General features: G+C 72.6%; 13 protein-coding genes. 4 read left to right on the top strand and 9 right to left on the bottom strand.

What is annotated here, in order from left to right; translation table 11 throughout:
* Positions 1-55: 55 nt before the first annotated feature.
* Complete coding sequence (locus tag ABZ172_RS01895; protein ID WP_356879105.1) at positions 56-886, top strand: hypothetical protein; 831 nt, start codon at positions 56-58, stop codon at positions 884-886.
* Positions 887-944: 58 nt separating this feature from the next.
* Positions 945-3,020 carry an MDR family MFS transporter gene (locus ABZ172_RS01890; protein WP_356879103.1) on the top strand — a complete coding sequence of 692 codons (2,076 nt, stop codon included), beginning with the start codon at positions 945-947 and terminating at the stop codon, positions 3,018-3,020.
* Positions 3,021-3,164: 144 nt separating this feature from the next.
* On the opposite strand, the gene ABZ172_RS01885 is transcribed toward ABZ172_RS01890, so the two are convergent.
* The 3 genes from ABZ172_RS01885 to ABZ172_RS01875 form a co-directional block, all read right to left on the bottom strand.
* Positions 3,165-3,623, bottom strand: coding sequence for a YchJ family metal-binding protein (locus tag ABZ172_RS01885; RefSeq protein WP_356879101.1), 459 nt, complete (start codon positions 3,621-3,623; stop codon positions 3,165-3,167).
* Between the two features lie 138 nt (positions 3,624-3,761).
* A complete protein-coding gene (locus ABZ172_RS01880; protein ID WP_356879099.1) occupies positions 3,762-3,998 on the bottom strand; it encodes a DUF397 domain-containing protein in 237 nt (78 codons plus the stop codon).
* Entirely contained in the window at positions 3,998-4,858 is an 861-nt protein-coding gene (locus tag ABZ172_RS01875) for a helix-turn-helix transcriptional regulator (protein WP_356879097.1), read from the bottom strand. Before ABZ172_RS01875 ends, ABZ172_RS01880 begins: the two co-directional genes overlap by 1 nt.
* A gap of 204 nt (positions 4,859-5,062) precedes the next feature.
* Between ABZ172_RS01875 and ABZ172_RS01870 the strand changes: the two genes are divergently transcribed.
* Positions 5,063-5,521: an ATP-binding protein gene (locus ABZ172_RS01870; RefSeq protein WP_356879095.1), complete on the top strand. Its 459-nt coding sequence runs from the start codon at positions 5,063-5,065 to the stop codon at positions 5,519-5,521.
* Complete coding sequence (locus ABZ172_RS01865) at positions 5,515-5,955, top strand: hypothetical protein (protein WP_356879379.1); 441 nt, start codon at positions 5,515-5,517, stop codon at positions 5,953-5,955. The genes ABZ172_RS01870 and ABZ172_RS01865 overlap by 7 nt, the downstream gene beginning before the upstream one ends.
* Positions 5,956-5,970: 15 nt before the next feature.
* Here ABZ172_RS01865 and ABZ172_RS01860 read toward each other — a convergent pair whose 3' ends face one another.
* From ABZ172_RS01860 to ABZ172_RS01835, 6 genes are all read right to left on the bottom strand, one after another.
* Entirely contained in the window at positions 5,971-7,317 is a 1,347-nt protein-coding gene (locus ABZ172_RS01860) for a 6-phospho-beta-glucosidase (protein ID WP_356879093.1), read from the bottom strand.
* 68 nt (positions 7,318-7,385) lie between these two features.
* Positions 7,386-8,900 carry a cytochrome P450 gene (locus tag ABZ172_RS01855; RefSeq protein WP_356879091.1) on the bottom strand — a complete coding sequence of 505 codons (1,515 nt, stop codon included), beginning with the start codon at positions 8,898-8,900 and terminating at the stop codon, positions 7,386-7,388.
* Between the two features lie 83 nt (positions 8,901-8,983).
* Positions 8,984-9,598: an ATP/GTP-binding protein gene (locus tag ABZ172_RS01850; RefSeq protein ID WP_356879089.1), complete on the bottom strand. Its 615-nt coding sequence runs from the start codon at positions 9,596-9,598 to the stop codon at positions 8,984-8,986.
* Positions 9,579-9,947, bottom strand: coding sequence for a DUF742 domain-containing protein (locus ABZ172_RS01845; RefSeq protein WP_356879087.1), 369 nt, complete (start codon positions 9,945-9,947; stop codon positions 9,579-9,581). Before ABZ172_RS01845 ends, ABZ172_RS01850 begins: the two co-directional genes overlap by 20 nt.
* Positions 9,944-10,351: a roadblock/LC7 domain-containing protein gene (locus ABZ172_RS01840; protein ID WP_356879085.1), complete on the bottom strand. Its 408-nt coding sequence runs from the start codon at positions 10,349-10,351 to the stop codon at positions 9,944-9,946. The genes ABZ172_RS01845 and ABZ172_RS01840 overlap by 4 nt, the downstream gene beginning before the upstream one ends.
* Positions 10,348-11,982, bottom strand: coding sequence for an ATP-binding protein (locus ABZ172_RS01835; protein WP_356879083.1), 1,635 nt, complete (start codon positions 11,980-11,982; stop codon positions 10,348-10,350). Before ABZ172_RS01835 ends, ABZ172_RS01840 begins: the two co-directional genes overlap by 4 nt.
* Positions 11,983-12,506: the final 524 nt, after the last annotated feature.

Genomic DNA, 12,506 nt, shown 5'->3' with positions numbered 1-12,506 from the left:
GCACCGCACGGCCGGGGACGGCCGGCCCGGTACCCGACCCCTGGGAGCACTCCTGATGGCCCCGCACGACGCACGCCCCTCGGTCCTGTACGTCACCGATCTCGCCTACGAGGCGCGCGGGCGGCGCTACTGCGACGAGGACATCTTCCTGTCCTCCCGGCTGCGCGAGACGTTCGACGTCGCGCTCTGCCACCCACGGGACGCGGCGGCGCTGCTGGACGGCTTCGACACGGTCGTGGTCCGCAACAGCGGCCCGGTCCTGCACCACCGGGAGGCGTACGACGCCTTCGTGGCCCGGGCCCGGGCCACCGGGGCGCGGGTCTGCAACACGCTGGACGGGCGCGGGGACATGGCGGGCAAGCAGTACCTGGTCGATCTGAGCCGGGCCGGCTTCCCGGTGATCCCGACCGTGGACCGCGCGGCCGATCTCGGGCTGCTCCCCGCGTCCGAGGGGTACGTGACCAAGCCCAAGCGCGGGGCGGACTCGGTGGGGCTGCGGTTCACGGAACGGCCGGAGCTGCCCGAGGGGTCCGACGGCACCCTGCTGGTCCAGCCCCGGATCGACTTCCGCCACGAGGTGTCCTTCTACTTCGTCGACCACGACTTCCAGTACGCCCTGCACGCCCCGGACCCGGAGCGGCGCTGGGTGCTCGAACCGTACGCGGCGAACGCCGACGACCTGGCCTTCGCGCGCCGCTTCGTCGAGTGGAACACCCTCACCCACGGCATCCAGCGGGTCGACGCCTGCCGGACCCGGGAGGGCGGCCTGCTGCTCGTCGAGCTGGAGGACCTCAACCCGTACCTCTCCCTGGACCGTGTCGCCGAGGAGGTCCGCGAGGCGTTCGTGGAGCGGATGACGGCCTGTGTGCGGGACCTGCGGGTCTGACCACCCGTCCGGCCCGCCCCCGCATGCGTGACGCGGGGCCGGGTGTGAGGGTGCGGGGGTGACCACGGCCAGCGAGACCCCACCCGCCGCGCAGCGTGCCGCAGCGCCGCCCGTCCTGGACCCCGGGCGCCGGAACATCGTCTTCGCCACGATCGTGCTGGGTATCCTGCTCGCCGCGCTGGACCAGACGATCGTGGGGACGGCGCTCCCCACGATCGTCTCCGATCTGGGCGGCGCGGAGCACATGTCCTGGGTGGTGACGGCCTATCTGCTGGCCGAGACCGTGGCGACCGTGCTGGTCGGCAAGTTCGGTGACCTCTTCGGCCGCAAGCTGATCTTCCAGGTCTCGGCCGTCGTCTTCATCACCGGGTCGTTCCTGTGCGGTCTCGCGTCGGACATGCTGCTGCTGATCGTCTGGCGGGGCGTCCAGGGCATCGGCGCGGGCGGGCTCATGGTGACCTCCATGGCGTTGATCGCCGACGTCATCCCGCTGCGCGACCGGGGCAAGTACCAGGGGGCCATCGGCGCGGTGTTCGGTGTGGCCACGGTCGTCGGTCCGCTGCTGGGCGGGCTGTTCACCGACCATCTGACCTGGCGCTGGGCGTTCTACGTCAACGTCCCGATCGCGATCGTGGTGGTGGTCGCCGCCGCGCGCACCATCCCCTCGGTGCGGGCGGCGGGCCGCCCGGTCATCGACTACCTGGGCATCGGTCTGGTCGCCGCCGGCGCGAGTGCGCTGATCCTCGCCACCAGCTGGGGCGGCAACGAGTACGCCTGGGGCTCCCCGGTCGTCATCGGCCTGTTCGCCGGGGGCCTGATCGCCCTGGCGCTCTTCTGCCTCGTGGAGACGCGGGCGAAGGAACCGATGCTGCCGATGCGGCTGTTCCGCAACCCGGTGTTCGCGGTGTGCTCCGTCCTGAGCTTCATCGTGGGCTTCGCCATGCTCGGCGCGATGATCTACCTGCCGACGTATCTCCAGTACGTGGACGGGGACTCCGCCACGCTCTCCGGGGTGCGCACCCTGCCACTGGTCGTGGGTCTGCTGGCCGCCTCCGTCTTCAGCGGCAACGTGGTCAGCAAGACCGGCCACTACCGCCTCTTCCCGGTGGTCGGTTCGCTCGTGATGGCGGCCGGCCTCTATCTGCTGTCCCGGATGGGACCGGGCAGCGGGATCTGGCGGGAGTCCCTCTCCATGCTGGTGCTCGGCATCGGCATCGGCCTGTCGATGCAGGTGCTCACGATCGCCGTGCAGAACACGGTCGACTACGCGGACCTCGGTACCGCGACCTCCGGCGTGACGTTCTTCCGTACGCTCGGCAGCTCGTTCGGCACCGCGGTGTTCGGCACGATCTACGCCAACGCGCTCCGGCCGAACCTCACCCAGGGCGTCGAGCAGGCGGTGCGGGCGGGCGGCGATCCGGCGTCGCTGGCGCGGGTCGCGGAGAGCCCGCAGGCCGTGCACGCCCTGCCTCCCGAACAGACCGCGCCGCTCGCCCAGGCCTACGCGGACACCCTCCACACGGTCTTCCTGTGGACGGTGCCGGTGGCCCTGCTGGGGTTCGCCGTCTCGCTCCTGCTGAAGCAGGTCGAGCTGCGCGACAGCGCCCGGGCGGGCTCCACCGACATGGGTGAGGGCTTCGCCCGGCCGGGCACCGGGGACCCGGCGAACGTCCTCGAGTCCGCCGTCGCGAGGATCCTGCACCGGGCGGGCCCCGACACGGCCCGGCGGATCGTCGCGGAGTCCGACACCCGCCTCGACACGGCGGGCGCCTGGGCCGTGATGCAGGTCGACCTCTTCACGCGGATGGTCGGCCACGCCGGACTCCGGCTGATCGCGGCACGGCACCGCGTCCCCCCGGAGGTCCTGGTGCCCGTCTTCGACCGGATGGTGGAGGAGGGCTATCTCACCGGGGACGGCCGGATCTTCACCCACACCCGGGCCGGCAGCCGCGAGGCGGCGACGATCTCGGCGGCCTGGGCCCACTGGCTCAACGACCGGCTGGCCGAGGACGGGGCCCGTCCGGACGACCGGCAGCTGCGGGCGGCGGTCGACGTGATCGCCAAGCGGCTGCTCGCGGAGGACCTGGAACAGCAGCTGGCCCCGGCGGCCGAGCGGCACTCCGCCCCGGTCTGACGGGGCCGGTCAGCGCCGACCGGCCCGCCGTCCGTCCGGTCCCGCCCGTCAGAAGGCCCGGGCCCCTGCCCGCCGGACGGCGGTGCGGTCCCGTCCCGCCCGGGCGCCGCTCCGGGGCGGTCAGCCCGGCCCGCCGGCGGAGTCTCAGTCGATGAAGACCGCCGAGGCGTAGACCCAGGCGCCCTCGTGGCGGACGAAGCGGCTCTTCTCGTGGAGCGCGTCGGGGCGCCCGTCGTCGGTGTAGCGGGCCCGGAAGGTGACCGTGCCGGTGGTGTGGAAGGCACTGCCCTCGGTCGTCCCGAGGATCTCCAGGCCGGTCCAGTGCATGGCCGGGTCGAAGTCGACGGCCGGCGGCCGGGTGTCGGGGTGCCAGGTGCGCAGCAGATGGGCGGCGTCCTGGACCACGAAGGCGGTGTACCGCGAGCGCATCAGAGCCTCGCAGGTGGGGGCGGCCGCAGCCCCCGCGTGGTACCTGCCGCAGCAGTCGGCGTAGCGGGCGGGCAGGCCGCACGGGCACGGTGCCCCGGGGGCGGTGGCCCGTCCGGGGGCCGCCCCGGCGGAGGCTGCGGTGGGTCCGGTCGGGCGGGAGGCGCGTCGTGACATGCGCCCATTGTCGCCGGTCGGACCGGTGTCCGGTGGGCCGGGTCCCGCCCGGCCGGGGACCGGGATTCCGCCCGGGGCGGGCCGCGCTCCGCCGGCCGGGGCCCGGCGGGACGCGGCCGGGGAGCGCGGGGCGGTGGCTCAGGTGAGCAGGAAGTCCGCCTGTCCCGACTTGGCGCCCAGGATGAAGGCGGCGATCTCGCCGTTGGAGTAGATGAGTGCGGGGCCGTCCGGGTCCGCGGACTGGCGGACCGCCACCCGGCCGTCGGCCAGCTTCATGGCCTCCACGCAGTTGCCCCCGTTCCCCCCGCTCCACGGCTTGTACCAGCCTTCGGTGCCGAGGTCGGCGGCCGGCATGCCGTTGTATATGTGGTTCATCACAACTCCTTGCGGAAGTCCCTGAGGATTTCCTTCGTGCGTGGTGCAGTCGCGGCCTGAGCCGCCATGCGGTCCATGACCTCGAGGTAGGAGGCCACCTCGGGGCGCGCGTCGAAGTAGACGGCGCCGGTCAGGTACTCGCTGTAGACCATGTCCGGGAGCTCCGGGACGGCGAAGCGGAAGAGGACGAACGGGCCGTAGGTGCCCGGGTGGTGGCCCGTCGCGAACTCCGCTATCTGGAGGGTCACGTGGGGCAGGTCGGTCGCCTCCAGGAGGCGGTCGATCTGTGCCCGCATCGCGTCGGGGCTGCCGACCGGACGGCGCAGCACGGTCTCGTCCATCACCACCCACAGCTTGGGCGCGTCCGGCCGGGTGAGCAGGGACTGCCGCTCCATGCGCAGGGCCACATGGCGCTCGATGTCGGCGGGTCTGGTCTGCCCGACGGCGCCGGTGCGCAGGACGGAGCGGGCGTAGTCCTCGGTCTGCAGCAGGCCGGGGACGAAGTGCGGTTCGTAGGTGCGCAGCAGGCTCGCGGCACCCTCCAGGCTGACGTACATGCTGAACCAGTCGGGCAGTACGTCGTGGAAGCGCTGCCACCAGCCGGGCTTGTTGGCCTCCTCGGCGAGCTCGACGAAGGCGTCCGTCTCCGCGTCGCCGATCCCGTAGGCCTTGAGCAGGAGCTGGACGTACGGGATCTTGAGCCCGACCTCGGCGGTCTCCATCCTGCGTATGGTCCCCGGGGCCACACGGAGCACCTTCGCCGCCTGGTCGCGGCTCAGACCGACGCGCTCCCGCAGATCCTGCAGGCGCTTGCCCAGAACGACCTGACCCACGGTCGGGGCGGACCGCGGTTCGCTCACTTCAGACCTCCCGATGCGCTGTGTGCGAGAAGTGTGCCATGCGCGTGTCCCCAGGGACACTGGCACTCTGAATATTTCAGAGTGCCCCTTGCCAAGTGTTCATGTCAGGGGGAGAGTTGGTGACCGAACCAAGTTCGCTTCGTTCACGTCCCCTCCCGGGACGGTGCGCGGCGTGACACAGCCCCCCACTGTGAGGAATCGGTCGTGGCACCTGGCAGTGCGCTCATCCCCCGGCTCATGGACCTCAGCCCCGGGACGGAGGCGCTCCGTCACTGCTTCGCCCTGCCCGCGCACCGTGAGTCGGTGGCCGGTGCCCGGCGCTTCACCAGCACCTGGCTGAACCGGTGGCGGCTGGCCGGGGACACTCACGACGCGGCGGTGCTGATCGTCTCCGAGCTGATCACCAACGCGGTGGTGCACACCACGAGCGCCCGGGTGGTCTGCGAGCTCCGGCGGACCGCCGGCCGGCTGCGCATCTCCGTGCAGGACCAGGGCGGCCGGCCGGGCGGTCCCCGGCTGTCCCTCGCCGCCGAGGGCGAGCACGGGCGCGGGCTGCTGCTCGTCGAGTCCCTGAGCGCGGCCTGGGGTTCCCACGGCGCGGGCAACCGCTCCGGGCGCATCGTGTGGGCGGAGCTGTCGTGCGGTCCGGAGCGGACGTGCTGAAGGGCGCGCTGTCCCGGCTGTTCGGGAAGCGGCGCGCCCGCCCCGAGGAGCAGGACGGTGCGGCGGAACGGGTCCGGCTTCCGCTGCCGCCCGCACTGTCGGCGACGCTGGGCTACGACGCGGTGGGCGTCCCCGCGCAGTACGGCTTCCGGCTGATGTCGCACCTGCCGCGCGCCGGGTGCGTGTTCGCCGACGCCGACCGGTGGTGGTGGATCGTCCCGTCGGGTTCGGACCTGGATCTGGACTGGCCGGAGCAGGCCTCGTACGCCGCCGGGGCCTACGTGCCGGCCGGCCGGCCCCGGCTGATCCACACCCCGGAGAGCTGCACGCCCTACACGCCGCCCATCCCGCTCTACCTCATGGTGTGCCAGGTCACCGGTGTCGCCCCGTCCTGGGGTCCTTCCGGCCGGCCGCGGGCGGTACCCGCTCCCTGACCGCGGGCCCGCCGTTCACGGCCGGCCGAGGTAGGCGAGCCCGGGGTGCACCGCGGTGTACCCGTCGACGAGCCTGCGGGCGACGCTGACGGAGTCGACCAGCGGGTGCAGCGCGAAGGCCCGCACGGCCGCCTCCCGCGAGCCGCTCTCGGCCGCTTCGAGCACCGCCCGCTCCACCGCCTTGACCGCGGTGACCAGCCCGACCGCGTGGTACGGGAGCGGCTCGACGGCGACCGGGTGCGCCCCGTTGGCGTCGACCAGGCACGGCACCTCGATCACGGCGTCCTCGTCGAGCACCGCGAGGGTCCCCCGATTGCGCACGTCCAGGATCAGCGAGGTGCGTTCGTCGCGGGCGACGGCCCGCATGAGCGCCAGGGCGACCTGTTCGTAGCCCCCGGACTCCAGGTCGCTCTCCTCGCGCTCCCCGGCTCCGGCCACGTCCCGGTTCTCCGACATGTACGTCGCCTCGCGCTCGGCCCGCGTACGGTCCCAGGTGGCCAGCGGAGGGGCGGCGGGGTCCTTCATCCGGGCGTAGAAGCCCTCCTGCTGGTCGCGGAGGAAGGCGCCGCGGGTCCGGTCGGCGTCCTGGTAGGCGCGGACCGCCTCCCGGTTGAAGTAGTAGTAGTGCAGGTACTCGTTGGGCACGGCGCCGAGCGAGCGCACCCACTCCGGGCCGAACAGCCGGCCCTCCTCGAACGAGCCGAGCAGGGCGGGGTCGGCGAGCAGGCGCGGGAGTTCGTCGCGCCCGTCGACGTGGAGCCCGCGCACCCAGCCCAGGTGGTTGAGCCCGACGTAGTCGATCCACGCCCGGTCGGGATCGGCGCCCAGGACGCGGGCGATGCGCCGGCCGAGCCCCACGGGTGAGTCGCAGATGCCGATGACCCGGTCACCGAGGTGCCGGGCCATCGCCTCGGTGACCAGGCCCGCGGGGTTCGTGAAGTTGATGACCCAGGCGTCCGGGGCGAGCCGGGCGATGCGCCGCGCGAGGTCGGTCACGACGGGCACCGTGCGCAGCCCGTAGGCGATGCCGCCGGCCCCGACGGTCTCCTGGCCCAGGACGCCCTCGTCGAGGGCGACGCGCTCGTCGGCGGCCCGTCCCGCGAGGCCGCCGACCCGGATCGCGGAGAAGACGAAGTCCGCCCCGCGCAGCGCCTCGTCGAGGTCTCCGGTGGCGAGGACGGCGGGTGCGTCGTCGACGCCGGCCGCCTGTTCGGCCAGGACCCGCGCGACGGCGGCCAGCCGGTCCCCGTCCGTGTCGTACAGGGTCACCCGTGTGACGCGCCCCTCGGCGTGATCACCGAGCAGCGCCCCGTACACCAGAGGGACCCGGAATCCGCCGCCACCAAGAATTGTCAGCTTCACGCTGCTCGATGGTACGGGGCGGGACGCCGGGTGCCCCGGACCCGGGGCACCCGGCACGGCACCGGCCGTCAGTTGCCGTTCCACCACCGGACGACGGCGTGCCACACCTTGGTCGGCCCGCTCCGCTGCGCCGGGACGACGGCGCCCTCCGGGGCGCCGGTGGCGGCGGGGGCGGCGGGCGCCCCGGCCGGGAGGGGGCCCGCCGAGGCCGCACCGGGCGCGTGGGGCGAGCTGACGACCCAGTCGGCGTGCGTACGGGGCCGGGCCACCGCGGGCAGCGGTTCCTCGTCGATCTCCTGCTGCGGTGCGGGGGCGAACGTGGCCGGGAGGTCCACGAGGTGCCGTGACATGAAGTTCCCCGCGCGGCTCAGTTCGGCCTCGTCGACGCCGAGTTCCAGGTCGGGCAGGCGCATCAGCAGGGCGTCGACGCCGACGTCGGCGATGGCGCGGCCGATGTCCTGGCCGGGGCACTCGTGCGGGCCGCTGCTGAAGGCCAGGTGGGCACGGTTGCCGTCCATGCTGACGGAGAGGTCGGGCCGCACGGCGGGATCGGTGTTGGCGGGCGCGATACCGACGATCAGCGCGTCGCCCGCCTTGATCTGCTGCCCGCCGAGCTCGGTGTCGCCCACCGCCCAGCGTCCGAGGACCGCGGTGAACGGCGGTTCGTCCCACAGGGTCTGCTCGACCGCCTCGGGCACGGTCATGTGCCCCCCGCTCAGCCTGGCCCGGAACCGGGGGTCGGTGAGCACCATGCGCAGCACGTTGGCGATGAGGTTGGTGGTCGTCTCGTAGGCGACGATCAGGACCACCCGCAGGTGTTCGCTGACCTCCTTGTCGGTGAGGCCCGCGGGGTGCTCGACCAGCCAGGTCGCGAAGTCCTCCGCGGGCGCGGCCCGGCGGCGCTGGACCAGCCGGTCCAGCGCACCGATCACGTAGGCGTTGCTGGCGACCGCGGTCTCCGAGCCCCGGGTCATGTCGCGGGCGGCCTGGACCAGCCGGTCGCCGTACTCCTCCGGCATGCCGATGATCGCGCACATCACCATCATCGGGAGCCGCTCGGCGAAGTCGGCGACCAGTTCGGCGCCGCCCTTCCCGCAGAAGTCGTTGACGAGCCGGTTGGAGTACCGGTTGATGTGGCGGCGCACGCCCCGGGTGTCGATGCGGGCCATGCTGTCGGTGACCGCGCCGCGCAGCCGTTCGTGTTCGGCGCCCTCGGCGAAGGAGCAGACGGGCTGCCAGGTGAAGAGCGGGGCGAGCGGGTGGTCGGGGGCCACGCTGCCGTCCTGGAGGCCGCGCCAGCGCCGCGAGTCGCGGGAGAACTGTGAGGGTGTGCGCGTCATGTGGAGGTTCTCGCTGTGGCCGAGCACCAGCCAGGCGGGGACGTCCTCGTGCAGCAGGACGGGTGCCACCGTGCCGTGTTCGGCACGCAGCTTCTCGTACAGACCCGCGGGGTCCGCCTCGGCCTCGGGGCCGTACAGCCGGCGCAGTCCGCCGGGGCCGATGCCCAGGGAGTGCGCGGGGCACTGCGGGGGCGGGACCGGGCCCGCGGACGTTCCGGGTTCGTACTGGAAGGGGGTTGTCACAGTGGCTCCAGGATGAGGACGTTCCGGGACCGGGCGCGCGGGGACGGGCCCGTCCGGAAACGGGGAGAGGTGCGGTGCCGTCGTCAGGAGAGCGGCACGGCGAGGCTGTGCAGGTACTGCATCAGGGTCATCAGGACGTCGCGGCTGGAGGCGCGCAGCCGTGCGTCGCAGTCGATCATCGGGACCTCGTCCGGCAGGTCCAGGGCGCTGCGCAGGGCCTCGACGGGGTGGCGCGGCGCGCCGGGGAAGGTGTTGACGGCCACGACGAACGGCACGCCGCGCTCCTCCAGCCGGCCGATGACGTCGAAGCTGACCTGGAGCCGCCGGGTGTCGATGAGGACGACGGCTCCGAGCGCTCCTTCGAAGAGGCCGTTCCAGAGGAACCAGAAGCGTTCCTGGCCGGGGGTGCCGAACAGGTAGAGGATCAGTTCGTCGCTGAGGCTGATCCGGCCGAAGTCCATGGCGACGGTGGTGGCCGTCTTGGTCTCCACCCCCACGTTGTCGTCCACGCCGACACCGGCCTGGGTCATGGTCTCTTCGGTCGTCAGGGGCCGGATCTCGCTGACCGAGCCGACCATGGTCGTCTTGCCGACCCCGAACCCGCCGACGACGACGACCTTCACCGCGGCCGTGGCCGTGTCGGGGAGGACGTCCTCGCTGCGGGGGCCCGAGATCGTGTCAGAGCTTCTGGAGTCCATGCATCACCGCTTCGAGGAGGGACCGGTCCGGGAGCGCGGCGCGGACGATGGGCGCGCGCGACTCGATCAGTTCGGTCGCCAGGAGTTCGGTCAGGAGCGAGGTGACCACGCTGAAGGGGAGGCTCAGGTAGGCCGAGATCTCGGCGACGGACAGCGGCGCCTTGCAGAGCCGCAGGATCGCGGCCTGTTCGGGCTGGACCGTCGGCGCCGGTTCCGCCTGCGCCACCACCATCGTCACGAGGTCGAGTGCCGCCCTCTCGCCGTCGGGGGCACCGGTGATCACGTACAGCCGTTCCGGGTCGCTCACCGCGGGGTCGGCCTTACGGCGTTCGCGTCGGGGAGGACTCATCCGGCCTGCCCGTCGTGGCGCGGAGGACTCGTCAGGTGGGCGCCGATACGGACGACCATGTCGCGCATGCGGGCCCCCACCAGTCCGGCGTCGACCGTCTCGCCGGCCAGGACCGCGAGATAGGCTCCGGCGCCCGCGGCCATCAGGTAGAAGAACCCTCCGGTGACCTCGATGACGACGAGCTTCATCAGCCCGTCGCTGTAGGGGATCTCGGTGGCGACGGCGGCGGCCAGGCTCTGGAGTCCGGCGCAGGCCGCGGCGAGGCGGTCGGCGACGTCCGGGTCGCCGCCGTGCCGGGCGATGCGGAGACCGTCGGCGGAGAGCACCACGATCTGGTGGATGCTCGGTACGTCGTCGGCCAGTTCCTTGAGCATCCAGTCCATGTTGGCCCGCTGCTGGATCACTTCTGGTCTCCCTTGTCCCACGCGTCGTCAGAGTCTGTGTCGCCACCCGGGTCCCTGGGCACGCCGTTGACGGCCTGGGTGAAGGCCTCCAGCCAGAGGCCGGGCGGCGCCGTGCCGCCGCCTCCGCCCCCGTGTCCGTGTCCGTTGCGCGCGGCCGGCTCGGCGGCGGGCGCGGTCTGCTGCGGCGGCAGGTTGTGCGATCCGAGGGGGGCGCGCCCCCTGCTGCGGCGCTGCGGGAGTCCGCCGTCGGTCCACTCGGTCACGACGATCTCGTCGTCCCCCATGGCCGCCGCGGCGGGCGCGGGCACCGCGGCGGAGCCCGCCGGGGCCGGTGCCGGGAGGGGCGGCGAGAGGGACGGCACGGGGCCGGTCGTGGCGGGGCGCGCCTTGTGCTTGCCGCGCGGCGGGACCACGTGCTGCATCTGCGACATGTCGAGCGAGCTCTGCGGCCGCGAGGTGGCGCCGATGCCGTGGGCGATGCCGGGGGCGGGGCCGGTGGTGATCATGTCGCGCGGCACGATGAGGACGGCGCGGACCCCTCCGTAGGCGGACTGCCGCAGGGAGACCTGGAGTTGGTACATGCGGGCGAGCCGTCCGACCACGGCCATGCCGAGGCGGGGGGACTCCCCGAGGTCGTTCATGTTGATGCCGGCCTGCGCCTGGGCGAGCATGTTCTCGGCCCGGGTGCGGGCCTCCTCGCTGAGGCTGACCCCGCCGTCCTCGATCTCGATGGCGATGCCCGTCTGGACCTCGACCGCGGTGACGTGCACCCGGGTCTGCGGCGGCGAGTAGCGGGTCGCGTTGTCGAGGAGTTCGGCGCAGGCGTGGATGAGCGGTTCGACCGCGGTGCCGACGATGGCGACCTTGGCGATCGAGTGCAGCTCGACGCGCTGGTACTCCAGGATCCGGGACATGGCACCGCGCAGCACGCTGAACAGCGGTACCGCCTTGGGCCACTGCCTGCTGGGGCGTGCGCCGCCGAGCACGGCGATGGAGTCGGCGAGGCGGCCGATCAGCGCGGTGCCGTGGTCGATGCGGAGGAGGTCGTCGAAGACGTCGGGGTTGCGCCCGTGGTGGTCCTCCATCTCCCGCAGCTCACTGGCCTGGCGGTGGACGATGGCCTGGACCCGGCGGGCGACGCTGACGAAGGCGCGCTGCGCGGAGTCGCGCATCGCCTCCTCGTTGTCGATGATGTCGAGGACCTGGAGCACCAGGGCACGCTGCGCCTTGGGGAGGTCGCTGTAGGAGGGGTCGGCGTCGACGATGTCGCGCATGACCTCCTGGGGGGAGTTGCTGGCGCGCAGCCGGCGGATGGCGGCGGGCAGGAGCTCCTTGCTGAGCCGTTCGGTCTCCCGGTCGTGCGACGCGATCCGGTGTTCCAGGGCGGCGATCCGCCGTTCGTACTCGGCGCGCTGGACGCGCATCGCCCGGCGCCGGCGGTTCATCACGACGGCGAGCGTGGCGACCACGACGGTGGCGACCGCGCCGCACCAGACGACTGCCGCCCGCGCGGCTCCGGTGACCGGGACCGCGGCGGCCGCGGTGGCGCCCGCCATGAGCACGACGGGCAGGAGCGCGGCGCGGACCACGGGGATGTCTCTTTTGGTCGGCGGTGATTCGACACGGACCATCTAAACCCTCTGGCGGTTGATTTGGGGTGGTATACGCAGATGCACGGATAGTTGTGCACAAGCGCTCGAATTCATATCAACTCGACTTCACTGTGCGTGAGCCTAGCCAGATCAGAACAGTGCCTCGGCATATTCGCCCAACCCCCTGCGCGAGGACGCTCGCGGTTATACACTCACCAGTTTTCGCACTCACCGCTGCCGAACGTGCGCGAGGAGTGACATCGATCGGGAATCGGGAGAAAGCGCCTCCCCGCGTCCCTCTCTACGGGACATGAAGCCCGGGGCGACCGGCGCGTCAGGGCGCCGATTCCCAGGAAGAACGAGAAAACGTGCGCACGGGCGAGCGAGTGCATGCGCGTCGTACGAATCACCCGTGACCGCAGAGCAGGACACACGCACGGGTGATCGAATCGGACAGATCGGAGCAGACTCCTGCTCGACGAACGGATGTGCTGACCTTCGGGTGCCGCGTCCACGGGGCGCGCGGCGCCGGATCCGGGGGCGGCGCACGGCCTCCGGGACGG

The organism is Streptomyces sp. NPDC006296 (genome assembly GCF_040613235.1).
GTDB lineage: Bacteria > Actinomycetota > Actinomycetes > Streptomycetales > Streptomycetaceae > Streptomyces.
Note: the sequence above shows the minus strand (reverse complement) of the source record. Positions and strands in the feature narration are given on the sequence as shown.

Excerpts from the sequence above, each read along its gene's own strand:
- ABZ172_RS01895 (WP_356879105.1), top strand. The coding sequence starts at position 56 with ATGGCCCCGCACGACGCACGCCCCTCGGTCCTGTACGTCACCGATCTC.
- ABZ172_RS01885 (WP_356879101.1), bottom strand. The coding sequence starts at position 3,623 with ATGTCACGACGCGCCTCCCGCCCGACCGGACCCACCGCAGCCTCCGCC.
- ABZ172_RS01880 (WP_356879099.1), bottom strand. The coding sequence starts at position 3,998 with ATGAACCACATATACAACGGCATGCCGGCCGCCGACCTCGGCACCGAA.
- ABZ172_RS01850 (WP_356879089.1), bottom strand. The coding sequence starts at position 9,598 with ATGGACTCCAGAAGCTCTGACACGATCTCGGGCCCCCGCAGCGAGGAC.
- ABZ172_RS01845 (WP_356879087.1), bottom strand. The coding sequence starts at position 9,947 with ATGAGTCCTCCCCGACGCGAACGCCGTAAGGCCGACCCCGCGGTGAGC.
- ABZ172_RS01835 (WP_356879083.1), bottom strand. The coding sequence starts at position 11,982 with ATGGTCCGTGTCGAATCACCGCCGACCAAAAGAGACATCCCCGTGGTC.